The sequence below is a fragment of the Cupriavidus basilensis genome (genome assembly GCF_008801925.2).
Classification (GTDB): Bacteria; Pseudomonadota; Gammaproteobacteria; order Burkholderiales; family Burkholderiaceae; genus Cupriavidus; species Cupriavidus basilensis.
The window spans coordinates 4,465,533-4,487,958 of record NZ_CP062803.1; the positions used below are offsets into that span (position 1 = coordinate 4,465,533).

Consider the following 22,426-nt stretch of genomic DNA (forward strand, 5'->3'; position numbering starts at 1 on the left):
CGGGGCCACCATGAGCGAAGCCAGCGAAGTGCTCGTCAGCCGCGATGGCGCCATCGCCACCTTGACCATCAACCGCCCGCGCGCGAAGAACAGCTTGAACCGCGCGGTATTCGATGGCCTGCGTGCGCAGCTTGTGCAACTGCGCGACGACGATACCGTGCGCGCGGTCATCATCACCGGCGCCGAGGGCGTGTTCTGCGCCGGGGCCGACATCACGGCCTTCGATGCGCTGCGCGCCGAGCCACTGCTGGGCGATCGTGCGGCAGCAGGCGGCCACTTTTGGTCGGAACTGGAGCGCTTCCCCAAGCCCGTCATCGCAGCGGTGGAAAAGCTCGCGCTGGGCGGCGGCACAGAATTAGCGCTGGCCTGCGACATCGCGATCGCTGGCGAGTCTGCCAATTTTGGTGTGCCGGAAGTCAAGCTGGGCGCCATTCCGGGTGCCGGGGGCACGCAGCGCCTGATCCACGCTATCGGTAAGTCCAAGGCCATGGCCCTGTTGCTGACCGGCGATTTCATCGACGCCCGCAAGGCTTGCGATGCAGGCATGGTCGCCGAAGTGACGGCTGATGGCCAGGCCCTGCCGACGGCGTTGGCGATGGCCAACCGGATTGCAGCCAATTCGCCGCTGGCCGTGGCGCTGGCGAAAGATGCGGCACTGGCCAGCTTTGAGACTCCGCTCGCGCAAGGCCTGGAGCATGAGAAGCGCAATTTCCTCGTCGCTTTGCGTTCGGCCGACAACCTGGAAGGGCAAGCGGCATTCCTAGGCAAGCGCACACCCAACTTTACCGGCCAATAACGCCTGTTTCTCACCCATCGAGGAAAAACCATGCAACTGAACTCCGACATCTCTGCCGTCATCACCGGGGGCGCTTCCGGCCTGGGAGCCGCCACGGCCCGGCGTTTGGCCAGCCATGGCGTCAAAGTCGCCATCTTCGACATGAACGAAACCGTCGGCCAGGCGTTGGCTAGCGAACTCGGCGGCGTTTACTGCAATGTGGACGTGATGTCCGAGGAGCAGGTGGACGCCGCCTTCGCCAAGGCCCGCGCGGCCATTGGGCAGGAACGCATTCTGGTCAACTGCGCCGGCACTGCCGATGCCGTCAAGACTGTCAGCCGCGACAAGAAAACCGGCGAAATCCGCCCATGCGCGGCAGATCGTTTCAATCGCATCATTCAGATCAACCTGGTGGGCACCTTCCGCTGCATCGCCAAGTCAGCTGCGGGCATGTTGACGCTCGCGCCGCTGGCCGATGGCGACCGCGGCGCCATCGTCAACACTGCTTCGGCCGCCGCGCAGGACGGCCAGGTCGGCCAGGCCAGCTATGCGGCCAGCAAGGCAGCCATCGTGGGCATGACCCTGCCAATCGCGCGCGACATGATGGACGAAGGGATCCGGATCAACACCATCATGCCGGGGATCTTCGGTACACCGTTGCTGCTGGGTCTGCCGGACAACGTCAAACAGGCGCTGGCGGCCAGCGTGCCCTTCCCCAAGCGTTTAGGCGACCCCGATGAATTCGCGCAGGCCGTCGAGTTTCTCGTTACTTGCGGCTACATGAATGCCGAGTCCATTCGTGTGGATGGTGCCATTCGCATGGCGCCGCGCTGACGCTGACGCTGAAATTTTGATCAATCAGGGAACGTCAGCATGCCTGGAAATCCGGTAATTCTCGAAAAGAATGGTGCCGTCGCGACCATAACACTCAACTCGCCAAAAAAATGAATGCGTTGAGCACGTCGGTCGTAAACGTGCTCGCTGGTGTCATTGCAGATGTCGAACGCGATGGCTCGATCCGAGCTTTGCCGCTGCGCGGCGAGGGCCGGATGTTCAGTTGCGGAGGCGACATCGAAGAAATGGTGGCCGCAGGCGATGCGTTGTCTACCTTGGTCGATGACGAACTGAGAGTGGCCGAAAGCATGATTCCTCAATTCGCCAGCCTGCCGTTCCCGGTAGTCTGCGCCGTACAAGGCGCGGTAGCCGGAGGCGGTCTCGGGCTTGCCTTGGCCTTCTGACTACCTGATTGCCGCAAGTGGGACGAAGTTTGTGGCGGCCCATACCGGCCTCGGATACGCGGGGGATTTCGGCATCAGCTGGCTACTTCCACGCGCAGTGGGTGGACGACGCGCACGAGACATGATCTTGACCAATCGCGTAGTCAGTTCGGACGAGGCCTTGGCCTGGGGATTGGTCGAGAAAGTGGTTCCTGGCGAGAGCCTGCTGGGCGAAGCGCGGCGTATGGCGGTGCAATTTTCGGTCGGACCAACGCAAGGTTATGCGGGCGCCAAGCGCCTGCAACTCGCTGCCTTCGAGAGTGATCTGGCGACCTCATTGAGGCTGGAGGCGGCCGAAATGAATCGAGCCTCGAAAACCACAGATTCGCTGGAAGCGGTTCACGCGTTCGTCGCAAAGCGAGTCCCGCAGTTTGCCGGACGCTGAACGGCTGTAGACGCATCCGGTCGGTAGGTGCTCAATCGCTGCTGGCGTCAGGTAACGGATAAACCCTGCTGCCGTCGGATTTGCCAGGATAGGGTGCCACCATGTACCTGCCCAGAAATCAGCATGCCGAGTCGTTGTTCGATGACCGGCGTCCATGGCACCAAGCTGAACCCCATACCATCATCGAGCATGGCAAAGCGGCCACTGGCGAGCATGAGGCTGCGCCGGTAGATGCCGGTCACGCGCTGGCCATCGGCCGCCAGACGGTGTTCCAGCCCGGTTTCGGTGGCAATATCCTTGGCAGCCCGAATCACATCCCGATCGCGTAGTGTCGCCAATAGATTGCGCGCGAGGATTACGCGCTGCCCGCGCCGCTCTGCCAGCCCCTGTTCGGCCAGGAATTCGGCGCGCTGCTGCATCGCCTGGTTGACCTCGCTGCCAAAGCCCAGGTTGCCCAGGCCCGAGCCGCCGCCGATCAACTGCTGGTCGAGCCAGGTGGCTCCGATCACGCGGGCCTGCCGCTCGATGGGCAGGTGCGATTTCAGCTCCACCGCCACGCCGCCCAGGCGCTGCGCATCGTAGCGACGGCCCTGCTCGGGCAGGTCGTCCGGCACCTTCCATAGCCCCTCGGCCACCCGTTCCACGATACCGGCACGGCGCAAGGCTTCCAGCCGGCGGACGTGGGACGCGACCACTTCCTGCGGATCGCGGCCGGGCACGGCCTGACCCTGCGCGATGGCAAGGTGGTGGTCGGTGCGGTACAGGCCATCGCTCGCCAACGCGGCGATGTTCTTGTCGGCCGCGCGCACGTCAGCCGATCTCCTTGCCTCCACCACGGCGCCGGTCGGATAGTTCGCCAGCTCGTCGCGGGCGTTGAGCGCAACGTAGTGGGCCTTGCCGTCCACGCCGTCGATGACCAGATAGCCCCGGTCGTGCAGTTCGTCGGCCAGCCCCTTCGCGGCCACGCGGCCGAGGATGGTTCGGCCATCGTCCCCAGGCTCGAACACCGCCAGTTCGCGCGGCTCGCCGCGCATGGCCCGCTGCATGGTGCGGATGATGTCGCCGCGCTCGCCCAGGGCGCGCAGGGTCTTTTCCGCATCGTTGTGGACGGTCCACGTGCCGGGCTGGGCCTCGTCGGCCAGGCCCAGGCGCTGCAAACGCTGCAACCTGCCGATCAGCAGCAGACGCTGGCGTTGCAGTCGGGGTTCGTTGAGCCGTTCGACATGCACCATGCCATCGTCGCCGGCCTCGCGCTTCAAGGTGCGATCCAGGCTCGTCCACCGCTCCTGATCCACCTCGCGCCGCAAGGTCTGCTGGATCTCCAGCTCGGTGCGTGGCCCCAGCCATTCGGTCGCCAGTTCGGCGGCGCGATGGCGGAACCCATCGGCGATGTAGTCGCCCGCGATGATGAGGTCTTTGCCGGTGTCGTCGCGCCCGCGCACGACGATGTGCGTGTGCGGGTTGTCGGTGTTCCAGTGATTGACGGCCACCCAATCGAGGCCCGTGCCAAGGTCGGCCTCCATGCGACCCATGAGGTGCCGGGTATAGGTGCGCAGGTCTTCCAGCTCCGCGCCATCTTCGGGCGAAAGGATAAAGCGGAAGTGATGCCGGTCGTCGGCGCAGCGTTCCTTGAACGCATCGAGGTCGGCGGCATCGGTCTGCGGCCCGTAGGCTTGGCCCGACTCGCCATCGCGGCCCACACCATCGCGCTCGATATAGCGCAGGTGCTTGGCAAGCGACTGCGGGCTGGTTCGGTGCTGATTGAGCAGCAGCGTCTTGATGGTCACACGCCGCGACATGGACGTGAGCTTCGCCCCCGCGAAGCGCGCCGCCGTGTGGCCGCGTCCCAAGCGTGAGCCGGGCCGCTGGCCGGAGCCGGCACTCTTGCTACTGCCACCAGGACGGCGCACCGCCGACTTGCCGCTGCTGGCCTTGCCCGCCTGCTTGAGTACCTTGGAGACGAAGCTCTGGCCCCGGTTCTTCGGGGCGCTGGGACGGATGCGGAAATCGTCGTCGCGACGGTCGGTCATGGCTGTGCTCCTTGCAAGTTCTGGCGTGTCCGGGCGTGCGAAGCACGCGGACATGCCCGCATCGGCGCGGGCTTCGCGCCCCACGCGGCACGGTGGCGAAGCTGCTGCGTGTCGCGCCACCCCCATGTGCAGACTGGCTTTGCGGGCCGACAGGTGCCGAACCCTTTTGTCTTGCCTTCCGCATTGGCCTCCCGCATCCGCTCCCGGCCGCTGCGGCCCGGTGGCGCTGCTGCGTGAGCAGCCAGCGCCCCGGCAAACGCGGCCAGGGCCACAGGCCCGGCATGTTCGAGGCAAGACGCCTGCACTTTGGACGGCTGCGCCGAATGCAGCGCGGCGTACCGCGCGAAGGCACGGGCACGCCATGTGCAGCGACATGGCACCTGTATCAGCGCGAACACGCCTGATAGCACGACGGGCTGTACGCCGATGCGCAGCGAGTCGCCGGCCTGCGGTGCAATCAGTGGCACATCGGACAGCAGCGCCGAATGCCGCGCAAAGTGCCGCGTGAAGTGCGGTGCGAATGCACGCGCACGACATGCGCGAGTGCGCGACGCCATACACCGAGACGACATGCCCGGTGGCACGACGCAATGCACGGCGACGTGCAGCGCGAGTGCGGCGGTCATGGCCGTTTCTCCAGCCAGACCGGATGCGCCACGCCGATCACGGCGGCAGCGCTGACCGGCCCGAAATACCGGCTATCGAAAGACGCCGGGTTGGTGACACTGAGCAGAAACAGCTCGCCGGGCTGGAGCTGCCGGCACTGCCTCCAGGATGGCAGCGGCCGGCCCCAGCGGTCGGCGGACAGCACGGCGGCCGACGGCACGCCGTCGATGCGGACGCTGCCGCCAGTGATGCACACCTCCTGCGGTGCCATCGCGCCCACGCGCTTGAGCAGCGGCACGCGCGTCGGCAGGTAGCCGCGCTGCGCTGCCAGCGCAGTAGCGTCCGGCGGCAGCGTGGTCAGCACGATGCTGCCCACGCGCAATGACGCTGGTAGCGAGCCCGTACGCGGATCGAGTGGATCGACGCGATACCAGCCGACCGCCACGCTATCGGACGGGTTGTAGGTCAGGCGTGGCAGCGGGTGCACGAAGGACGCCCAGGCCAGCGCAGCGAGGCCGCAGGCGGACAGGCCCGCCAGCCCGAGGCGAGCGCGCAGGCGCGAGCGAGGACGCAACGTGCCACCGGACGTACTGGCGATGGTGGAGAGGATCGTCATGGCAACGCCCTCCCTGCCAGGCAGGCGGCGTGCCTCTCGGCGGTGTATTCAGGCAACGGCAGGCGCGCAGCGAGCCGGTTGGCGAGCGTGCGCCAGTACGCGGGCGAGACGGCAGCAGACGCGATGCCCAGCGCTTCGATGGCGTCGATGCGCTCCAGCACGGCGCGCACCTGGTTTCGCCTTCGGCGTGCAGCAGCAAGCGCGCGCCCGGCTGCACGCCGGGGATGCGCTGCGCGCCATCCAATGGCGTGCACGTCTGCATCACCATGAGCTGCCAGCGGATCGTGCCGTAGTCGTTGGACTGCCAGCGGATGCGGCAGAACACGGCGTTCGGCAGGAACACCGCGCAGCGCCGCCAGCGGTCGAACCGAATGATGTGCGCCGGCTCGCCGAAGCGCAGATAAATGTCGATGCGCTGGTCAACATAGGCCAGTGCAACGCGCGTCAGCGGCGTTGAGGCTGGTTGCGCAGCGAGCGCGGCCAGCAGTGGCGACGGTGCCGCCGTGGCCGCGTCAGCGGCAGGCAAAGCGCATGCAGTCATGGTGTTTGCTCCGGGAACTCCCGTTCCAGCAATGCGCGCAGCAGATCGGCCACCGTCACGCCCTGCGTGAAGGCCGACACCTTGATGCGCGAGCGCATGGAGGGCGTGATGTCGAGGGTCAGGCGGGCCGTGTAGAGGTCGCCCTTCTGGAGGTCGTCGGCGCTGCCCTGGCGAATCCACGCCTCAGCGTGCGGATTCGCCGGTGGGCGCGCGCCGATGCCGACGCGCTTGGCCGGGCGTTTGCTGCTGAGTGGCGGTTTCGCTGTCATGACGGCCACCGCAGCAGTTCGTCCACTAGCGCGGTGATCTCGCGGGCGGCGGCGCTGTCGGGCGCCGCCTCGCGTGCAAGCCGGCCAGCGGCCACGCTGTCGGCGAAAACAATGCGCTGATGCACTTCCGAGCGCAGCGCGGGCAGTGGCTGCTCGGCCAGAGCGCCGCGTGCTTCGCGCCCGATCACGGTGGTACTGACGCGCCGATTGATGACGAAGGCCGCGCGAAGCGCAGGCCGGAACACCTGCGCCTCGCGGATCAGCGCCACCATCTCGGCGCTGGCCCACAGGTCGTAGGGACTGGGCTGCACAGGAATCAGCACGCGCTCGGCCGCCAGCAGCGCGGAGCGCGCCAAGGCGGCGATGCGCGGCGGGCCGTCGATGACGATGTGATCGGCCCGCCTGGCGAGTTCTGGCGCCTCCTGGTGCAGCGTTTCGCGGGCGAGGCCCACAGCGCCGAACAGCCGTGGCAAACCTTGCTGGCTGCGGCGCTGCGTCCAGTCCAGCGCGGAGCCTTGCGGGTCGGCATCCAGCAGGATGACCGACTGCCCGCGCATCGCCAGCTCGCCGGCGATGTGAGTGGCGAGCGTGGTCTTGCCCACGCCGCCTTTCTGGTTGAGCAGAGCAACGATCATGGCCTGGCCCTCCGTGTTGGAAAGCCCGGCTGTTGCCGCTGCGTTGCTGGCCGCGGAGTGGTTGTCCACCGTGGCGCGGCGCTTCTACTAAAAGTTAGAGAATTTAAGTTAGGGAAGTTAGAGAGGCCGCAAACCCGCGCCAGAACTGGGTTTGCGGGCGGTTTTGTTGCCTGATAGCACGAGGATTCGTTGCCTGATAGCACGAGACTTTCGTTGCCTGATAGCACGAGCCCGTCCACAGGCTTTGCCGCAGTTATCCCCGTGCCGTGGCCGGCACGGGCCGGAATGTCAGCAGCGGCGAAGGCAGGTAGGAAACATACTCGATGCCCAGCAGATAACCCGGCAGGGCTTGCCGTGCCACCAGCATCCGCAAGTCGGCGGCGAAGTCGTAGTACCGCGCCACGCTGCCCGATTTGCGGTACAGGTGCTGGAAATCGAACTGCCAGCCCCCCGGCTGCCGCCCGCCGTGCTTGCGCACCAGCCGGTACAGCCAGCGCTCGATGCCACCCGTCAGCCGGAAATACGCCGGGTCGATGGTCAGCACCAGGGCGGCGTCGAGTACGCCCGCGTAGAACCAGTCGGGCAGGATCAATTCGAGGCCCAGCGGCGTGCCGCGGGCGTCGGCCAGCTCCTTCCATTCGTTGATCCACGAGAAGCGGTGCAAGCGTCGCCCGGTCGTCTCGCGGATGGAGGTGGCCACCGTCGTGGACTGCAAACGATCCAGCGCGGCCTTGAGGCGCTGGTAGTCGCGCAGCGACGTACCGCGCCCGATGAAGCGCAGGATCTCGTAGGGACGCACTTGCATCAGGCGCGACGGGCGCAGGCCCGCATCGCGGGCTTCCACGATCTGGCTGGCCGCCCAGATCAGGATGTCCGCATCCCAGATCGTGGCGATGCCATGCTCCGCCGTGCCTTCCACGCGGATCGTCACGCCGCCCGCCTGGAAGTCGATCGGCGCCGTGCGCCGCGACTTCGCCAGAGAGAAGAACGGAAAGGCCATCAAGTCCTGGCTGTCGCGCGGCGCCATGTCGCCCGGCAGGGCGCGGAACAGGTCGAGCTGTTCGCGCTCTTGCCGGACGGCCCCGGAGGGGCTGGACATGGCGATGGCCTCCCGCGCTCCAGCGGTCAGCGCGCACGGCTGTCCGCCGAGTGGTGCTCGGCGTACTCGGGATCGGATGTGCTCTCGAAGCTGCGGTCGGCAGCCCAGGCATCGAGGTCGGCCACGGCGTACATGACGCGCCGGCCGAACTTGCGGAACTTGGGGCCACCACCCAGGACGCGCTGCTTCTCCAGCGTGCGCGGCGACAGCCGCAGGTAGTCGGCCGCTTCGTCGTTGGTGAGATAGCGCTGCGGTTGCGCGGCAGCGGTCGAGGCAGTGGCGGTAGCGGCGGCAGGCCGCAAGGGAGCAGGACGCATGGTGAGAACCTCCATCGGTTGCAGGGCTCCGGCCACACAGCGCAACCGGATGGAGGCAGTCTCAGAAAACGAAGCCCTCTTGCTCAGGGTCGTTTTGCGTCCCCTTCAAAACGACCCTTCTCAAGCGGGGGCAGTTGTGCTAGGCGGCGGTAACCGCCGCACATCAGCGCTTCGCCGCGCCGCACCAGGCGGCGCACCTTGGAACGCAGGCCGCCGTCGGTGTACCAATCGGCCACGGCGTCCGCGCCGAACAGTCCTTCGCCCACCTCCCGCAAGGACGCACCCGCCAGGGTGGCGTCGAGCGCCTGCAGGGTGTGAAGCTCCAGCAGCGCCGAAGGCGGCGGCCTGGGCCGCGCCATGGGCGCGGGCGTGTCGGGCGCATGGGTGGTGCCGCGACCGCGATGGGCATGGGCGACGGCCATGCCGTCTTCCAACCCGGGCGCGAGCGCGAAGCGCTGCCAACGGCCGGGGCTGCGTGCGATCAGAGCGAGCCCCTTGCCATCGTGGATCAACTGCTTGTGGCCAGGGATGCGCCAGACATCGAAAACGTCCGCCTCGGGCGGCGGATCGGCATCCGGGTAGAGCTGCACCACGGCATCGTGGCCAGGCAGCCAGGCCGGATGCGCGTCACGCGCATCCAAGGCCGGGTCTTCCCACAGGCGCAAGCCCCAGCGCTGCGCGGCTGCATGTGCCGCTGAATGTGCTGGTTGTCGCCGGCGATGGTGGCGCAGCCAGTCGAGCCGGTAGTCGGGGTGTCTGCGCAGGTACTCCCAGGCCAACGCCAACATGTCCAGGCCCAGGATGTAGAGGTACGCAGCAGTGGGATACCAGTGCGCGACGTGATGAGGATTGACCATGGCGAAAACTCCTGTCGAACCGCAGGAACGCCGCCACGGGCGAATCAGAAACGGAGCTACCGCATCCAGATCAAAAACATCATCTGCATCAACTCAAGCATGTAACATGCGGTATCAAAATCAATTGGCTCCGGTGCGTTGCGAATCCCGTCCGAAAACGACGGCCGCCTGACCAGAATGGGGCACGCGGCAAGAAACACCGTGCCCGAACCTGTAAAAAGGATCGTGACTGATTGGGTCATACCCGCCTGGGATTGATGCAATGGTCTGAATTCAGACCCGACAGGTCTGGAATGAGATCGAAATAGTCTCAATGCGCCTCGCTTGGCCGGAGCATGGCGGTTCAATCAAGGACGGAACCGTTCTCCTGGGCCTGCCGCAGATATTCCGACAGCGGGCGAACTGCCTGGAAATACCGATCCCGCCTCACAGGCTGCTTGCGCGGCCCCACGATGGAAGCCAGGTCGGACAGCTTGATGTGGCCCAGCTCGGGCATACCGATCCCCAGGTCGATCAGGCCATAGGCCGTATCGGCATCAGCGGGATCGAGCGCGGTCAGCAGCCAGATGGCGTGTGCATCCGGGGTGAACAGCCGCACGACGGGCAGCGGGTCGATGGCCTCGCCGTCGGCACGGGCCTGGCCGTGGGCCAGCAACTCCCTGCGCTCGTCCTCGGTGATGAGTCGGTTCATCGGCGGCCCCTTATTGAACAAATCCGCTGAAGCGTGAAGCCGCATTTGCGGCTTCACGCCAAGGCACGGATGCGGCTTTGTGGTTCTGTCCGCATCCGTAAAAACGGGTTTCCGTAAAAGCAGAAAGGCGCCTGGCAGTTTGAATGAACACTATAGATTGTAGCCCTATAGGGCGCAATCGGATGTCATCTTGGATTTTGGGGAGTTCCAAGAGTGGCGGCGAAGCACACATTGTCAGAGGCGTTGAAAACCATCAGGAAGGCGCGTGGTCTGAGCCAGGAAGCCTTCTCCGACGTGTCCAGCCGCACCTATATGAGTTCGCTGGAACGCGATCGCAAAAGCCCCACCCTGAACAAGCTGGCCGAGCTGTGCGAGGTCATGGAAATCCATCCGCTCACGCTACTGACGCTGGCCTACGCTGGCGACGACGCACAGCAGGCCGAGCAGCTTCTCGCGCAGGTGCGGCAGGAGCTGAAAGCCGTGACGAAGAAAGAGGATGTGCGGTAACGGGCGTCGGCCCGGCCGATCCGGCGCCGCCGGTTCGGCGGTGTTCAAGGGGCGCCAAGTGCAACGCGGCGGGGATGGGCCTTGTGCCGATCCCCGGAGGGCAAGTGAAGCGCGCAGCGCCGTAGGCGCGAAGGCGTGAGGGATTGGAGCCGGACGGCCGTGACGGCGAAGTCGGCACGGGGCGTGGCCCGAAAAGCCCGGCGGTGCACCGCACCGACACGCCCGGCCATTCTTGCAGCCACAGACTCAACGCAGACGGAAGCAACTCGACACGAGCCCTGGTGATGGTGCTGCCTCCATACAGTGCGACGAAAGCAGCACAGCGCCCCGCCACGTAGGCGGGGCGCTGGTGGCGGTCACGCCGCCTGAGGCTTGCTGCGCGACCAGATCAGGTCGTGCGTGCCGTTCTCGCCTTCGATCAGGCGGGCGTAGACCGTGGCCGGGAACGAAGGATCGTCGAGGGTCACGGAGATGTACTCCCGCCCGGCCTCGCTAGTCTTCTTCCACGCCGCGCCGATGTCGTGACTGGCGGCCTGCAGGCGGAAGTCCGGGGCCTTCTCGCTGTCGCCCTTGTCGTTGGGCACCAGCTTGACCTTGACGTTGAGCGTCAGGGTGCGAAGCGTGCCGGTGTAGCCGTCTTTGTCTGCGGTGAAGGTGCCGATGTTGGCCATGATGGATCTCCTTTTGGTGGAACAAGGTTCGCGCCCATCGCGTCCTTGTTGTGATCCGGCCGGCGGGGGACGGGCGGGCTGCACCGCTTGCGGCCGCAACGCAGTGGAGGGCCGGGAGGCGAAAAGAATTTGTCCCGCGAGGAATGCACGCAGTGCAGGGGAAATTGTTTTCGCTGGACGGTTGCAGCCATGAAGCCCGAGGCGCAGCCGCGCCCCTGCCAGGATTCACAACAACACAAGGACGCCTTGGGCCGAACCACCTCCCCTCCGAAAGGAGACAGGGCAGACTCGGCATCCCGCTCGAAGGCTGCACTGGCTCGCCCCCTGACGCGGGCCAGGGCAACCACCCAACGACAGACAAGAACGCCTCCGCCGCGCCCTGCGGCGCCGGTCTTGAGGCGTGGCGTGGAAGCTCCATAGCGATGCCGTGCGGGTTGTCCGTAAACCGTCCTTCGAGACGTGATGGGCAGGGACCGCCAGCGTCGAGGACGGCACGCATCCGCACAACCTGCCGCAGCAAGCGCCAGCGTGTTCGCCAGCGCGCTGCCCACACGGCGGGGCGCTGGCCGGGCCGATGCGGCGCAGCCGGGTTGGCGGTATCAAGGGGCGCCAAGCCCTGCGCGGCGGGGATAGCCCGCAGGGCTTTCCCCTGGAGGCAAACATAGTGCGCAGCGCCGCAGGCGCGAAGGCGTGAGGGATTAAAGCCGAAGGCCGTGACGACAAAGACGGCACGGGGCGCAGCCCGAAAGCCCGGCGGCGCTTGCGCCGACACGCCCAGCGTATTCAGCCGAACAGCGCAGACGGAAAACGTCTATGCCTTGCTGGCCTGCCACTTGGCAAACCAATGCGCGGCCGAACGATGCGAAATCCTCATCAGGTAAGCCACAGCCAATGGGGTGACATGGGCTTCAAAGAGCTGGAAAACGCACTCCGCTCCGCGCTTGCTCAGGGCGCCGCTTTCCTTGATGTTCCTCGGGTGGCCAGGTTGGGCCGATTCCATGACCGACTTCGGAATAGCCTGGATGACGCGGTTCGTCTCGACGATCACCTTGTTGGCCTTCTCAATGCCCTTGTTGACCCGCTCCTTCAGTCGCTCAATTTCCGCAATATAGGTCTTCTCCGCCGCTTCAAAGGCCAAGAAGTCGAGCGAGGCCATCATCATGAACTTCTTCATCATGCCCTTACTCACTTTCTCGCTGAGCACCTTGGCCCGCTTGGCAGCCGTGTAGTCATACAAAGGCATCGGCTTGAAGGTTTCGGGGTGATGCCTTGTCAGATCGGAATAGGCACCCACATCCACGGTCAGATCATGGATCGTGTGCCCAATGATGTTGCGATAGTCCACCAGTTCTTTGAGTTCATCGCTCTCGGCCTGGTTAATGACCCCATCGGATACCAACACGGCACGGGCAAACTCCAGTTTCTTGCCTTCCTTGGTTTTGGGTTTGCCGTCACTCAGCCGATTCACCCCATGCAGTTTGTCGGTGGCCTCGATGGAACCCATGATGAAGCGTCGCAGATCCTCCATATAGAAAAGGATCAGCACCATCTCAAAAGCCCGGATTTTGAGAATGTCGGCTTCCCATGCAGTAGGGGCCTTGCCGTGTGGACGATGTTGTTTTCTCATCAGATATTGCCTCCCGTATCACTTCACTTTAATAGCACTCGCTGTTTGCCGGGAGGCAAGGAAGGCATCGCACGATGCCGTTAACAGGTCGTCTGAGCGACAGATCAGGCGGCGGTGTTCTGATTGGGCTGTTGGCCTTCAACACCGGGCGCGGCCACTGCCGCGCCCGGATTTTTGCGTCCACCGCGCCCAGGGCGGAACGGCCTGGGCGCGGTGCTGATCGCGGTTATTCCTTTGTCTCGATGATCCACCACACGGCACGCGGCAAGGCGCGGCCCGTGATGGGGTGAATGTCGGTGAGGTCGGCGCAGGCCATCCAACCCGAGGGCGGGCGATAGCCGCGCACGTCGCTCTCGCCGTGCCAGCGGCGGGCGCGAACCGTGCCGGGGGCGTAGGTCGCCGCCATGTGTGGGCGGCTGGTCGTGGTGCGGGTCATGGGTTGTTCTCCTTCCAGCGAAGCGCCCCGGTCAAGGCCGGGGCGCTTGCCTTCGGCGTGGGTCAAGCGGCCAGCGCCTCGGCGGGTTCATCCGCCACGGCCTCGGCATCTGCCGGTGCGTCCTGCTCCGGGCCTTCTTCCTGCATTGCCTCCTGTGGGCCTTCGGCCTTGAAGATCGCAGGCATCCAGCCCGTGCCATCCGCCAGCCGCTCGGCCTCGCTGGCGATGTCGGCCTTCTTGAGCTTCGCCAGCCGGTTGACGCTCTCGGGCACCAACTCGCCCACGGCTTGCAGAATCGCTGCCTTCGGAACGTGCTTGAAGTAGCCTTCTGCGGTCGGCCTCCACCATGCGGCCATGTCGAGGCCCACAGCCTGCACCAGTTCCGCGCCCGGCTGCTGTACCGTGGCACGCGGCGTCACCACGTCCACGGTCGAAGCCACGCACACGGCCAGCAGCTTGACCAGTTCGCCTTGCTCCATCGCCAGCAGCGCGGCGAACAGTTCGGCGCTGTCGTCGGGCAGCTTGCCGCCCCACGCCTGCTGCAATTCGCGCAGCGCCACGGCGGCGGGTGAATCGGGCCAGTCCGGGGCCATGCCTTCCAGCCGGTCTTGCACCGTCAGGCGCACGCCCAGCGGTAGATCATGACCGTAGTAGCGGCCCTGCAAGACGGTCTGCACCATGCCATGCACCAGCGCGGCCAGCGCCACCTGTGGATGCCGGGCTACCTCGATTTGCAGTGCAGCCGTGCGATGGGCGCTCAGGCGCTGAGCCAGTCGGTCGGAAATCGCTGCTGTCTTGGGCGCTTCGTCTTCCTCGCCTTCGTCATCGTTCGCGGCGTCCGGGTCGCTGAAGCCTTGGCGCAGCTTTTCGAGCGTGCGCAGCGCCTTAGCTTCGGCCTCGCGCAGCAGCCCGCGATGAATCACGACTTCGCCGTTGCGGTCGATGGTCACAATGGCACCGGCTGCGGCCTTCACGTTCGCGCCGTATCCCCGCAAGCCTTCTTCCAGCGCCTGCAACTGCTCGCCCAGGGCTTCGCCTTCCTCCTGCAAGGCGTCGGCCTTCTCCTCGTCCTCGGCATCCATCGCGGCGTCCACGGCTTCGCCAATGGCGCGCATTTTCTCTTGCAGCTTCTCGATGCGCTGTGCTTCGCGCTTGTTGGGTGCGCGCCGCTCCCTCGGCGCACGCTGAAAGGCGTGCAGGTCGGCATGGGTCATGCCGGGCGTGGCATCGGCCCAAGCCCAGCCCTCGGCCTTCACCTCGGCGGCGATGCCTGCCAGCTTGTCTTGCGCCAGCCGTTCCAGCAAGGCGGCGTCGCTCAGGTACACGCCCGCGTCATCCTCCGCGAACAGGTCACGGCGAACTCCGCCGCCTGCCTGCTCGTAGGCATCCAGCCCCACGAAGCGCACGAGCGGATGGCGGTAGGCGTCAATCTCGCGCTCGGTCAGGCGTTCGCGCAGCGCGGAGGGCTGCGTTGCCACAGCGGCGCATCGTAGAACGCACGCTCCTGCGCGGCGTGATCGTCGGTGATGGAGAGCGCCATCAACTGATCGAGCGTCACGGCATCGGCCCTGTAGTTCGCCATCAGGCGCGGCGAGACGTTCGCCAGCTTCAAGCGGCGCTGCACCACCAGCGGCGTGACGGAAAAATCCGCTGCAATGTCTTCGATGGGGCGGCCTTCGGCCACCAATGCCGCAAACGCTTCAAACTGGTCTGCCGGATGCATGGCTTCGCGCTGCACGTTCTCGGTGAGGCTCGCGGTACGGGCCGTGCCATCGGCCACTTGCAGGCAAGGCACCTGCCAATCCTTGGCGATGCGGTGTTTCTTCGCCAGCAGCTTGAGGGCCGCAAGGCGGCGACCACCGGCCACCACCTCGTAATGCTCGCCATCGGCAGCGGGAATCACGATCAGGTTTTGCAGCAAGCCCACGCGCTGGATGCTCGCGGCCAGTTCGGGAATGGACATGCGCGGGGTCTTGCGCACGTTGCGGCCCGTGGGGCGCAGCACCAGCCGCGACAGGGGAACCAGAATCATGGGCTTGCTCGGGTCGGCGGCTTGCAGCACGTTGGCGCGGGTGTCGAGGGCTTGGGCTTCGGTGTAGGTAACGGCGTTCATGGTGAATCTCCAATCGAGTGAAACAAGGGAATGGAGGGGAACCGCCCCTCCGGCGGGGAACGGTTCAGGCCTTGAGCTGACGCATGCCATCGGCCAGCAGCCACAGGGCGCGGTTCAGGCGCACATCGGAATCGATGCCCTGCACGGGCCGGGTCCGCTGCCTGCGGCCATTGGCGGCGCGGCCAGCCAATCCGCCCTTGGTCAAGTTCTCCTGCGTGCGGTTGAACACGCTCCACAGGTCGGGGCGGCGGTCATCGAACCGGCGCGGCATCAGGATTTGCGATTCCGTGATGGGCGCGGGCTTGGTCGGGTCGTCGTACTTGAGGGCCAGCGCAGCGCGGGCGAACACTTCCGATTCCCCTGCATCCAGCGTGATGGCCTGCATGGATTCGCGCGATTCCTGCGCATGCTCGAAGCCACCTAGCACCTGATAGGCGCCCTCGATGACATGCCCGGCCACGTCGCCTTTGTGGGGCACGCGCACATCGCCCATGGTGTCGCCGCAGACAAGGCCATTGCTGCAAACGAAGCGGAACATGCCACCCAGTAATTGATAGCTGCTCGTGCCGTCGTGCGAGTTCAGCAGGATGATTTCATTGGCTTCGCGGGCGTTGATCTGGTTGGAGTGGCGCAGGCGCAGCATGTGTTTGGTGTGCTCGCGCCGGCCTTCGTTGCGCACGCGGGTTTGGCACACCATGAAGGGCTGGAAACCCTCCTTGCGAAGCTCGGTCAACACGGCGGCGGTGGGGATGTAGCTGTACCGCTCGGAACGGCTCTCATGCGGAGCGTCCGCGAAGATGGACGGGGCCACCCTGCGAATCTGGTCATCGGACAGCGGGGTTTCGCTGCGCAATGCGGGGGAGTGGTGAGCGAAGCGGGATGCGAGTTGCATGGTCTTTCTCCTGAGGCTGTTGAAGAAAACCGCACACCGGATTCCTAGATTCGGAGCCCAGCCTTTCGGCTGTTCGGTGCGGTCGGCACGAGGAACCCGGTTGGCCCTGTTGCCACCGTCTTTCCTGAGTTCATCGCCCGCGGCCAAAGGAGCGCGCGGACGGGGGCCGTCAAGGAAACAAGCGCAGGGTGGGTGCGGCCCGCAGGCGCAGCCGAGGACACGGCCCTGCGCGCCTTGACGGCCTACGGGAGCGGGCTACGGTCGCTGACAAGGTGATGGAGTCAGGGAAGACGGCTGGACATGGCAACGGCCCTCCCTGTGTGCCGACCGCACGGCAAGCGCAAGCGCGCAGGCCCGAAGCTGGAAGCCGGGCCGGAGGCGTCAGCCGAGCGGAGCGAGGGAACGATGGAAGCCCGCATGGGGCGAGACGCTGCAGGCGGCTCGATGCGCAGCACGACAGCGCGACCGGCCATGTTTCTTGGCCGGGGACGCCCTGCATCCACAACCGACAAAGCATGAGCGCCGAACTTGGTAACTGGTCGTTACGCTAATCTAGCGATGGCACGCCCATGAAAAGGGCCGGGACATGGCGCCTGCCTAGCAGGATTTCGTCTGCTTGTGCAGTGTGGCGCCGGGGACAAAGCAACTCAAAAATAATGGAGCAGTATCTTGAGCGGAGTCGATCTAGATGAAAAGGCAGTCTGTGGCACATGCATCGGCAATAAGTTCCTAAGCCAGAAGATAAGTGCCAGCGAAACGACCGATGTAGCGTGTGACTATTGCGGACGGAACGCACCGACCTTGGGGCTAGATGAAATCGCACAGATTTTTGACCACGAGTTCCAGGACAACTATCAAGTTGCCGACAATATTCTTCGTGAGGATCATGGGTATCCGTCTCTCGGGGATGAACTCCAGGAGATCATTCAGCAAGAAGTAGAACCCGCATCCCATGCGCTTTCCGACGATTTATTCGAAATCGTGTGGGCCATCTGGGAACGCGATGCATACGATGGCCAGGCACCAGAGGCGGACGCCTTATTCATTAAAACTGGCGTAGCAGACCACTGGCTTCATCGCCGATGGCATGACATGCAGGAAAGTCTTCGGACACGCACTAGGTTTGTTAACCCAGACGCACTCGAAGTGCTCCAGATGGTCTTCGACAAGGTAGACAAAGATGTCACTGCCTCGGGCGAGCCTTTGATTGTCGAGGTCGGCCCCGGTCATGAACTGGGAACTCTTTTCCGCGCACGTGTTTTTCAGAACGACGATGCCTTGGAGAAGGCGCTGGAAGACCCAGACGCTCAACTGGGGCCCCTTCGGGTGTTGGCGGTGCGGGACGCATGAACGCCAGAGGCATCTCGATGTTCTACGGCGCCAATTCGCCAGATGTCGCGATTGCCGAGGTACGGCCTCCCGTTGGAAGCCGCGTTGCGGTTGCAGAATTCAAAATTCTTCGTTCAATACGATTGCTGGATTTGACACGCCTGCCGCAAATTCCATCTGTCATAAATCGCAGCATGTTCGATGCGTCATCACTGGAAATCGCGCGACGACAGAAGTTCCTTTCTCAACTCGAAAGAGTACTCACCAAGCCCGTCCTCCCTGAGCACAGTGAGGATGGCTATCTGTTGACACAAGTGATATCCGACTATCTCGCCACCCATGCGAAGCTCAATTTGGATGGATTAATCTTCCGCTCTGCGCAGGTGCCAGCATCCGAAAACAGGCGCCCGCTCAACGTCACGCTATTCAACAAGGCATCGTTCGTAAAGAGATTTTTCAAGAGACATGGGCGCGAGTTAAATGCCTATCTATACGAAACGGATGATGAGGGTGATCAATGGTTTCATCCACAGGTTTGGTACAAAGAAGATCCCGCATCGCTCAACGATGAATGGGATTTCTTGGAAAAAACCGATTCGACGTTGGAGCTTGTCCCCCAGTCCATAGTCATCTGCGAAATCAAAGGCATCAGCTATGACATACGGAAATCGGAGGTGCAATTGATGGACGTATCTGAGCGGACTTAGGGCGAAGGGTTTTCTCGCTACCAAATGCATGAGAAGGCAATGCCGCGTGGTGGCGGTTTGGTGCGAAACGCCAGGCACTGTGCGCGAGCCTTGCAGCGAAACCCTGGGGGGTCATAATGTTTCCGTTTGCAACAGCGCTCCCATGGCCTGTACGGCGAATCGGGAGAGCTTCTGGACGATAAATGACACGACGGCGGGAGGGGCCTATGTCGATATTGCAGGAGATACTGGACTGGACGAAGGGGTTGCCTGAGTGGCAGAGCGATGCGGTGGCCCGCCTGCTGGCCAAGCAAACGCTCACGATAGAGGATCAGGATGACCTCTTCGCGCTACTCAAGGCGGCACATGGCATCACAGATCCCAAAGACCGCAAGCCCAAGCCGCTGACGGCAGATCAGATTCCCGCTCCGGTCCAAGCGGCAACTCACGTTGAGCTGCGAGCCATCAAGAGCATGCGGCACGTCAACGCGATTGCGGAGAACCAGCGTCTGCCCTTCGGCGCCTCTGGAATGACCGTCATCTATGGCGATAACGGTTCAGGCAAATCGGGGTACTCCCGTGTGCTCAAGCGCGCATGTCGTGCGCGCGATCAGACGGAGGCTATTCATCCGAACGCCAACTTGCCTGCAGGCAAAGCCGGGACTCCGGAAGCCACATTCGAAATCGCAATCGACGGAGTTGCGCAAGATGCACACTGGCTCCACGGCAAAGCGGCTCCTGCTGCGCTTTCGTCATTTGCGATTTTTGACTCGCGTTGCGCTCGCGCCTACCTCGACAGAGAGGACGATTTCTCCTATGTGCCCTACGGGCTCGATGTATTCGAAGGGCTGGCCAAAGTCTGCAAGCAGTTGAAGACGGCGATCGAAACCGAATACACCCAATCCGCCGCTGATCTGTCCGCCTTTGCGCCCTTGCAAGGCGACACACCCGTCGGCAAGTTAGTCGCCTCGCTTTCCGCCAAGACGGCCCTTGCCCAGATTGAAGCGCTAGCAACGGTGACCCCAGAGGAACTGACCCAGCATGCGTCTCTGGACAAGAGCCTAAAGGAGAACAACCCGAAGGAGAAGGCTGCGCAACTGCGCTTGCGCGCTCGCCGTATCACAGCTATCGCAGCGAATGCGGCCAGCAAAGGCGCACAGGTGGATCAAGCTGTCGTCGCCAAGCTGAAAGGTCTGGCAGACAGCTATCGCACGGCGCAGACTGCAGCCGCCCTCGCCGCGAAGCAGTTCAAGGAAGGTGAGAACCTGCTGCCGGCTACTGGCGGCGAGACATGGCGTGAACTATTCGAGGCAGCGCGTAAGTTCGCCATCGAGTCCCACCCAGAAAAATCGTTCCCCGCGCTGGGCGCGGACGCACCTTGCCCGCTCTGCCAACAACCCCTTGCCGAAGGCTCCGACCGCTTGCTGCGCTTCGAAGCCTTTATTCAACAGGAAGCGGAGAAGACATCCCAGGCACGCCGTGTTGCCCTGTACGCGGAATACAAGCCGTTCGCTGCGCAGGTTCTCACGCTGAATCTCGACGACGTGACATATGGAGAAATCGAGGCCTTGGACCCGCAACTGGCCGCCGATGCCAAGGCTTTCGAGCCGCTCCTGGCCGCCCGTCAGGTGGCCATCAAAGCGGCAGTGATCTCGCATCAGTGGGACGACGTCAGTCAACCTCTGGTCAATCCGACCGAGCGCCTTCAGGCTTTGGCTGACAAGTTGAATGCCGAAGCGGTGACCTTGGAGAAGGCCTCGGACGAAAAGGCCCGTGCGACCCTGCAGAAGCAGTTCCTGGAACTGGATGCACGGGTAAGACTGAGTCAGATCAAGGATGCTGTCGTCACCGCCGTCAATCGACTCGCCCACCAGGCCAAGCTCACGAAGTGCCTGTCTGCCGTGAAGACCAACGCCATCTCGTTAAAGGCGTCGGAACTGGCGGAGAAGGTTGTGTCGAAGGAACTGGCCGACGCCCTGAACCGCGAATTCAAGGCGCTCGGTGTCGGCACGTTGCGCGTTTCGCTGCAGAGCCGGTCGGATAGAGGTAAAGCCCTGCACAAGCTCAAGCTGGAACTACCACAAAGCCGCAGTCCGGGCGAGATCTTGAGCGAGGGCGAGCAGCGCGCGATCGCGATCGGTTCCTTCCTTGCCGAGGTCGGCCTAAATGGGGGGCAGGGCGGCATCGTGTTCGATGATCCGGTGTCATCTCTCGATCACCGTCGGCGTGAACGTGTGGCAAAGCGCCTGACTGCAGAGGCAGCGCGGCGGCAGGTTGCGGTATTTACCCATGACATCTACTTCCTGTGCCTGTTGGTCGAAGAAGCGAAGTTGGCGGGTGTCCCTATCGCAACCCAAAGTCTGACCCGCCGCACAGAGGGCTTCGGGGTTGCAGACCCCGATCTACCATTCGAGGGAAAGACCGCGAGCAAGCGCGTCAGCGCCCTGAAAGCCCAGCATCAAGCCATCGCCAAACTCCACAAGGACGGCGAAGAGCAAGAACACAGACGGCAGACCGTCGATGCCTATTTCCGCTTGCGCATGGCATGGGAACGTGCCGTCGAGGAAGTACTACTGCGAGAGGTCATCCTTCGCTTCCGCAAAGGTGTCGAGACGCAGCGGCTGGCCGGTGTTGTAGTTGAGGATGATGACTACGCGCAAGTGAACGCGGGCATGACAAAGTGCTCGAACTACGCGCACGATAAGGCACTCATGGGTGGTGTCGCCGTCCCAGAACCCGATGAACTGCTCGCCGACATCATGGCGCTGGAGACTTGGCGCGGACAGGTCGAGACACGCAACGTGAACACGGCCAAGAAGCGTAAGGCCGGACCTGCCGTCGCGTCACTTGCCGCAGCGCCGTAGACGGCTCAAGGTACTTTCATCGAGTTTCGGAGACTCGCAGCATCAACCTTTCCCATTCGGTGCTCAAGTCATCACACAGCGTCGCCGACACGTCGGCCGCAGTGCGCTTGGGCGTTTTGCGACGCCCAAGGGCCGGATCAAACGACAATCCGGCCTGCATGCCGTGTATCGCGCGCATAGGCGCTCAACCATCATCTCAAAACGAAAGCTTCATGACCTCTCTCGAAGCCAATATCAAGTTCTACGAAACGCACTACGACATGCTGCGGCAATGGTTCCTGCGCCCAGGAGATAAGGTTGTCCTCGGCGACAGGCAGAATCGCACTTGCAGGTTTTGCGGTAGGAAGCCGCCCGAGGTGACCTTCCGCAAGGTCGCTCATGCGATACCGGAAGCACTCGGCAACAAGAGCATAGAGAGCGCGTATGAGTGCGACGACTGCAATGAAGGGTTTGGACGCGGCATCGAGAACGATCTAGGCAACTGGTCGAAGCCAACACGTACCTTCGCACGCATTCGTGGAAAAACTGGCGTGCCGACCTTGAAGAAAGGCGGCGACGGGAAAGGCTGGCGAATCGAGTACGGCGCTGCGGGCTTCAATATCACCTCGTATGAGGATGACCCGCTTTACCAGATAGACGAAGCGAACCAGCGGATCACCTTTCAGCTCAAGCGCGATTCCTATACGCCGGTCGCAGTGCTCAAGGCGTTCATGAAGATTGGCCTGACATTGCTCCCCGACGAAGAAGTCGGAAACTTCCCGCACTTGATGAGTTGGGTGAGGTCAACCGACCACAGTCGTCGATTTGCGGATCAGTGCCCGATCATTCGTACATTTCAGCCAGGGCCAATGCCGAACGATTTGATCGCCGCATTTGTCCTGCGGCGAAAAGCTCACGTCGCGAACTATCCCTACATGTTCTTGGTACTGGCCTACGGGAACGAGGTATTCCAAGTGCAGTTACCGTCGGAAAAACACGACCTCGCCCTGAACGGTCAGCCAGTTTCAATTCTTCCCTTTCCGACACCGGGTTCACCAGACCCGGCACGGTATGGGCCATCCAAGGTTCGGGTGCTGGATCTAACCGGGCGTGAGGTAGTCAAAGGAGAGGTCGTTCCGGTTCAAGTTGGCTACGAACTTGCCGTCCACAAGACGGGGCCAGACGCGGCCTCGGAAGCGTAGAGCGATAAGAGGCGCGGGGTGC

General features: G+C 63.6%; 22 protein-coding genes and 2 pseudogenes. 9 read left to right on the top strand and 15 right to left on the bottom strand.

Features of this window, described 5'->3' with window-relative positions; all coding sequences use genetic code 11:
* Positions 1–10: 10 nt before the first annotated feature.
* The 4 genes from F7R26_RS20520 to F7R26_RS41490 all read left to right on the top strand — a co-directional run bounded on the left by F7R26_RS20520 (position 11) and on the right by F7R26_RS41490 (position 2,437).
* Positions 11–796, top strand: coding sequence for an enoyl-CoA hydratase/isomerase family protein (locus F7R26_RS20520; RefSeq protein WP_027015145.1), 786 nt, complete (start codon positions 11–13; stop codon positions 794–796).
* 30 nt (positions 797–826) lie between these two features.
* Positions 827–1,609: an SDR family NAD(P)-dependent oxidoreductase gene (locus F7R26_RS20525; protein ID WP_015014604.1), complete on the top strand. Its 783-nt coding sequence runs from the start codon at positions 827–829 to the stop codon at positions 1,607–1,609.
* A gap of 110 nt (positions 1,610–1,719) precedes the next feature.
* Positions 1,720–2,013, top strand: a complete 294-nt coding sequence (locus tag F7R26_RS41485; protein ID WP_253279286.1) for an enoyl-CoA hydratase/isomerase family protein — start codon at positions 1,720–1,722, stop codon at positions 2,011–2,013.
* Positions 2,014–2,044: 31 nt separating this feature from the next.
* Entirely contained in the window at positions 2,045–2,437 is a 393-nt protein-coding gene (locus tag F7R26_RS41490) for an enoyl-CoA hydratase/isomerase family protein (protein ID WP_253279287.1), read from the top strand.
* Positions 2,438–2,484: 47 nt separating this feature from the next.
* Here F7R26_RS41490 and F7R26_RS20535 read toward each other — a convergent pair whose 3' ends face one another.
* The 10 genes and pseudogenes from F7R26_RS20535 to F7R26_RS20580 all read right to left on the bottom strand — a co-directional run bounded on the left by F7R26_RS20535 (position 2,485) and on the right by F7R26_RS20580 (position 10,098).
* Positions 2,485–4,467 (bottom strand): relaxase/mobilization nuclease domain-containing protein, encoded by a 1,983-nt coding sequence (locus F7R26_RS20535; RefSeq protein WP_050873407.1) that lies wholly within the window; start codon positions 4,465–4,467, stop codon positions 2,485–2,487.
* Entirely contained in the window at positions 4,464–5,093 is a 630-nt protein-coding gene (locus F7R26_RS20540) for a hypothetical protein (RefSeq protein ID WP_241754377.1), read from the bottom strand. Before F7R26_RS20540 ends, F7R26_RS20535 begins: the two co-directional genes overlap by 4 nt.
* Positions 5,090–5,689 carry a S26 family signal peptidase gene (locus tag F7R26_RS20545; protein WP_150986366.1) on the bottom strand — a complete coding sequence of 200 codons (600 nt, stop codon included), beginning with the start codon at positions 5,687–5,689 and terminating at the stop codon, positions 5,090–5,092. The genes F7R26_RS20540 and F7R26_RS20545 overlap by 4 nt, the downstream gene beginning before the upstream one ends.
* Positions 5,686–6,230, bottom strand: a pseudogene (locus F7R26_RS20550) (DUF2840 domain-containing protein). Before F7R26_RS20550 ends, F7R26_RS20545 begins: the two are co-directional and overlap by 4 nt.
* Entirely contained in the window at positions 6,227–6,499 is a 273-nt protein-coding gene (locus F7R26_RS20555) for a chromosome partitioning protein ParB (RefSeq protein WP_150986369.1), read from the bottom strand. Before F7R26_RS20555 ends, F7R26_RS20550 begins: the two are co-directional and overlap by 4 nt.
* Complete coding sequence (parA, locus tag F7R26_RS20560; protein ID WP_150986370.1) at positions 6,496–7,134, bottom strand: ParA family partition ATPase; 639 nt, start codon at positions 7,132–7,134, stop codon at positions 6,496–6,498. Before parA ends, F7R26_RS20555 begins: the two co-directional genes overlap by 4 nt.
* A gap of 253 nt (positions 7,135–7,387) precedes the next feature.
* Positions 7,388–8,233, bottom strand: coding sequence for a replication initiator protein A (locus tag F7R26_RS20565; protein ID WP_150986372.1), 846 nt, complete (start codon positions 8,231–8,233; stop codon positions 7,388–7,390).
* A gap of 26 nt (positions 8,234–8,259) precedes the next feature.
* Entirely contained in the window at positions 8,260–8,550 is a 291-nt protein-coding gene (locus F7R26_RS20570) for a helix-turn-helix transcriptional regulator (RefSeq protein ID WP_150986373.1), read from the bottom strand.
* Between the two features lie 83 nt (positions 8,551–8,633).
* On the bottom strand, positions 8,634–9,407 hold the full coding sequence (locus F7R26_RS20575; RefSeq protein ID WP_150986374.1) for a DUF2285 domain-containing protein: 774 nt from the start codon (positions 9,405–9,407) through the stop codon (positions 8,634–8,636).
* A 343-nt stretch (positions 9,408–9,750) separates the two neighbouring features.
* Positions 9,751–10,098 carry a DUF2958 domain-containing protein gene (locus F7R26_RS20580; RefSeq protein ID WP_150986375.1) on the bottom strand — a complete coding sequence of 116 codons (348 nt, stop codon included), beginning with the start codon at positions 10,096–10,098 and terminating at the stop codon, positions 9,751–9,753.
* A 213-nt stretch (positions 10,099–10,311) separates the two neighbouring features.
* Between F7R26_RS20580 and F7R26_RS20585 the strand changes: the two genes are divergently transcribed.
* Positions 10,312–10,605 carry a helix-turn-helix domain-containing protein gene (locus tag F7R26_RS20585; RefSeq protein ID WP_150986376.1) on the top strand — a complete coding sequence of 98 codons (294 nt, stop codon included), beginning with the start codon at positions 10,312–10,314 and terminating at the stop codon, positions 10,603–10,605.
* Positions 10,606–10,961: 356 nt separating this feature from the next.
* Here F7R26_RS20585 and F7R26_RS20590 read toward each other — a convergent pair whose 3' ends face one another.
* The 5 genes and pseudogenes from F7R26_RS20590 to F7R26_RS20610 form a co-directional block, all read right to left on the bottom strand.
* Entirely contained in the window at positions 10,962–11,276 is a 315-nt protein-coding gene (locus tag F7R26_RS20590) for a DUF736 domain-containing protein (protein ID WP_150986377.1), read from the bottom strand.
* Between the two features lie 811 nt (positions 11,277–12,087).
* Positions 12,088–12,903, bottom strand: a complete 816-nt coding sequence (locus F7R26_RS20595; protein WP_150986378.1) for a hypothetical protein — start codon at positions 12,901–12,903, stop codon at positions 12,088–12,090.
* Positions 12,904–13,129: 226 nt separating this feature from the next.
* Positions 13,130–13,339 (bottom strand): hypothetical protein, encoded by a 210-nt coding sequence (locus F7R26_RS20600; protein ID WP_150986379.1) that lies wholly within the window; start codon positions 13,337–13,339, stop codon positions 13,130–13,132.
* A gap of 62 nt (positions 13,340–13,401) precedes the next feature.
* A pseudogene (locus F7R26_RS20605) lies at positions 13,402–15,452 on the bottom strand (ParB/RepB/Spo0J family partition protein).
* A gap of 64 nt (positions 15,453–15,516) precedes the next feature.
* Positions 15,517–16,344, bottom strand: a complete 828-nt coding sequence (locus F7R26_RS20610) for a DUF932 domain-containing protein (protein WP_150986381.1) — start codon at positions 16,342–16,344, stop codon at positions 15,517–15,519.
* Positions 16,345–17,013: 669 nt separating this feature from the next.
* Here F7R26_RS20610 and F7R26_RS20615 point away from each other — a divergent pair.
* The 4 genes from F7R26_RS20615 (at position 17,014) to F7R26_RS20630 (ending at position 22,404) form a co-directional block, all read left to right on the top strand.
* Entirely contained in the window at positions 17,014–17,694 is a 681-nt protein-coding gene (locus F7R26_RS20615; RefSeq protein ID WP_193692104.1) for a HEPN-associated N-terminal domain-containing protein, read from the top strand.
* Positions 17,691–18,380, top strand: coding sequence for an RES family NAD+ phosphorylase (locus F7R26_RS20620; RefSeq protein WP_193692105.1), 690 nt, complete (start codon positions 17,691–17,693; stop codon positions 18,378–18,380). Before F7R26_RS20615 ends, F7R26_RS20620 begins: the two co-directional genes overlap by 4 nt.
* Before the next feature lie 206 nt (positions 18,381–18,586).
* Positions 18,587–21,223 (top strand): AAA family ATPase, encoded by a 2,637-nt coding sequence (locus F7R26_RS20625; protein ID WP_150986383.1) that lies wholly within the window; start codon positions 18,587–18,589, stop codon positions 21,221–21,223.
* Between the two features lie 212 nt (positions 21,224–21,435).
* Entirely contained in the window at positions 21,436–22,404 is a 969-nt protein-coding gene (locus tag F7R26_RS20630) for an HNH endonuclease (RefSeq protein ID WP_150986384.1), read from the top strand.
* Positions 22,405–22,426 lie beyond the last annotated feature (22 nt).

Bases quoted from the DNA above. Each gene is read 5' to 3' on its own strand.
- F7R26_RS20525 (WP_015014604.1), top strand. From the start codon at position 827: ATGCAACTGAACTCCGACATCTCTGCCGTCATCACCGGGGGCGCTTCC.
- F7R26_RS41485 (WP_253279286.1), top strand. From the start codon at position 1,720: ATGAATGCGTTGAGCACGTCGGTCGTAAACGTGCTCGCTGGTGTCATT.
- F7R26_RS20590 (WP_150986377.1), bottom strand. From the start codon at position 11,276: ATGGCCAACATCGGCACCTTCACCGCAGACAAAGACGGCTACACCGGC.
- F7R26_RS20540 (WP_241754377.1), bottom strand. From the start codon at position 5,093: ATGACCGCCGCACTCGCGCTGCACGTCGCCGTGCATTGCGTCGTGCCA.
- F7R26_RS20630 (WP_150986384.1), top strand. From the start codon at position 21,436: ATGACCTCTCTCGAAGCCAATATCAAGTTCTACGAAACGCACTACGAC.
- parA (WP_150986370.1), bottom strand. From the start codon at position 7,134: ATGATCGTTGCTCTGCTCAACCAGAAAGGCGGCGTGGGCAAGACCACG.
- F7R26_RS20555 (WP_150986369.1), bottom strand. From the start codon at position 6,499: ATGACAGCGAAACCGCCACTCAGCAGCAAACGCCCGGCCAAGCGCGTC.
- F7R26_RS20610 (WP_150986381.1), bottom strand. From the start codon at position 16,344: ATGCAACTCGCATCCCGCTTCGCTCACCACTCCCCCGCATTGCGCAGC.
- F7R26_RS20535 (WP_050873407.1), bottom strand. From the start codon at position 4,467: ATGACCGACCGTCGCGACGACGATTTCCGCATCCGTCCCAGCGCCCCG.
- F7R26_RS20575 (WP_150986374.1), bottom strand. From the start codon at position 9,407: ATGGTCAATCCTCATCACGTCGCGCACTGGTATCCCACTGCTGCGTAC.
- F7R26_RS20625 (WP_150986383.1), top strand. From the start codon at position 18,587: ATGTCGATATTGCAGGAGATACTGGACTGGACGAAGGGGTTGCCTGAG.
- F7R26_RS20595 (WP_150986378.1), bottom strand. From the start codon at position 12,903: ATGAGAAAACAACATCGTCCACACGGCAAGGCCCCTACTGCATGGGAA.
- F7R26_RS20570 (WP_150986373.1), bottom strand. From the start codon at position 8,550: ATGCGTCCTGCTCCCTTGCGGCCTGCCGCCGCTACCGCCACTGCCTCG.
- F7R26_RS20580 (WP_150986375.1), bottom strand. From the start codon at position 10,098: ATGAACCGACTCATCACCGAGGACGAGCGCAGGGAGTTGCTGGCCCAC.
- F7R26_RS20600 (WP_150986379.1), bottom strand. From the start codon at position 13,339: ATGACCCGCACCACGACCAGCCGCCCACACATGGCGGCGACCTACGCC.
- F7R26_RS20620 (WP_193692105.1), top strand. From the start codon at position 17,691: ATGAACGCCAGAGGCATCTCGATGTTCTACGGCGCCAATTCGCCAGAT.
- F7R26_RS20545 (WP_150986366.1), bottom strand. From the start codon at position 5,689: ATGACGATCCTCTCCACCATCGCCAGTACGTCCGGTGGCACGTTGCGT.
- F7R26_RS20520 (WP_027015145.1), top strand. From the start codon at position 11: ATGAGCGAAGCCAGCGAAGTGCTCGTCAGCCGCGATGGCGCCATCGCC.
- F7R26_RS20565 (WP_150986372.1), bottom strand. From the start codon at position 8,233: ATGTCCAGCCCCTCCGGGGCCGTCCGGCAAGAGCGCGAACAGCTCGAC.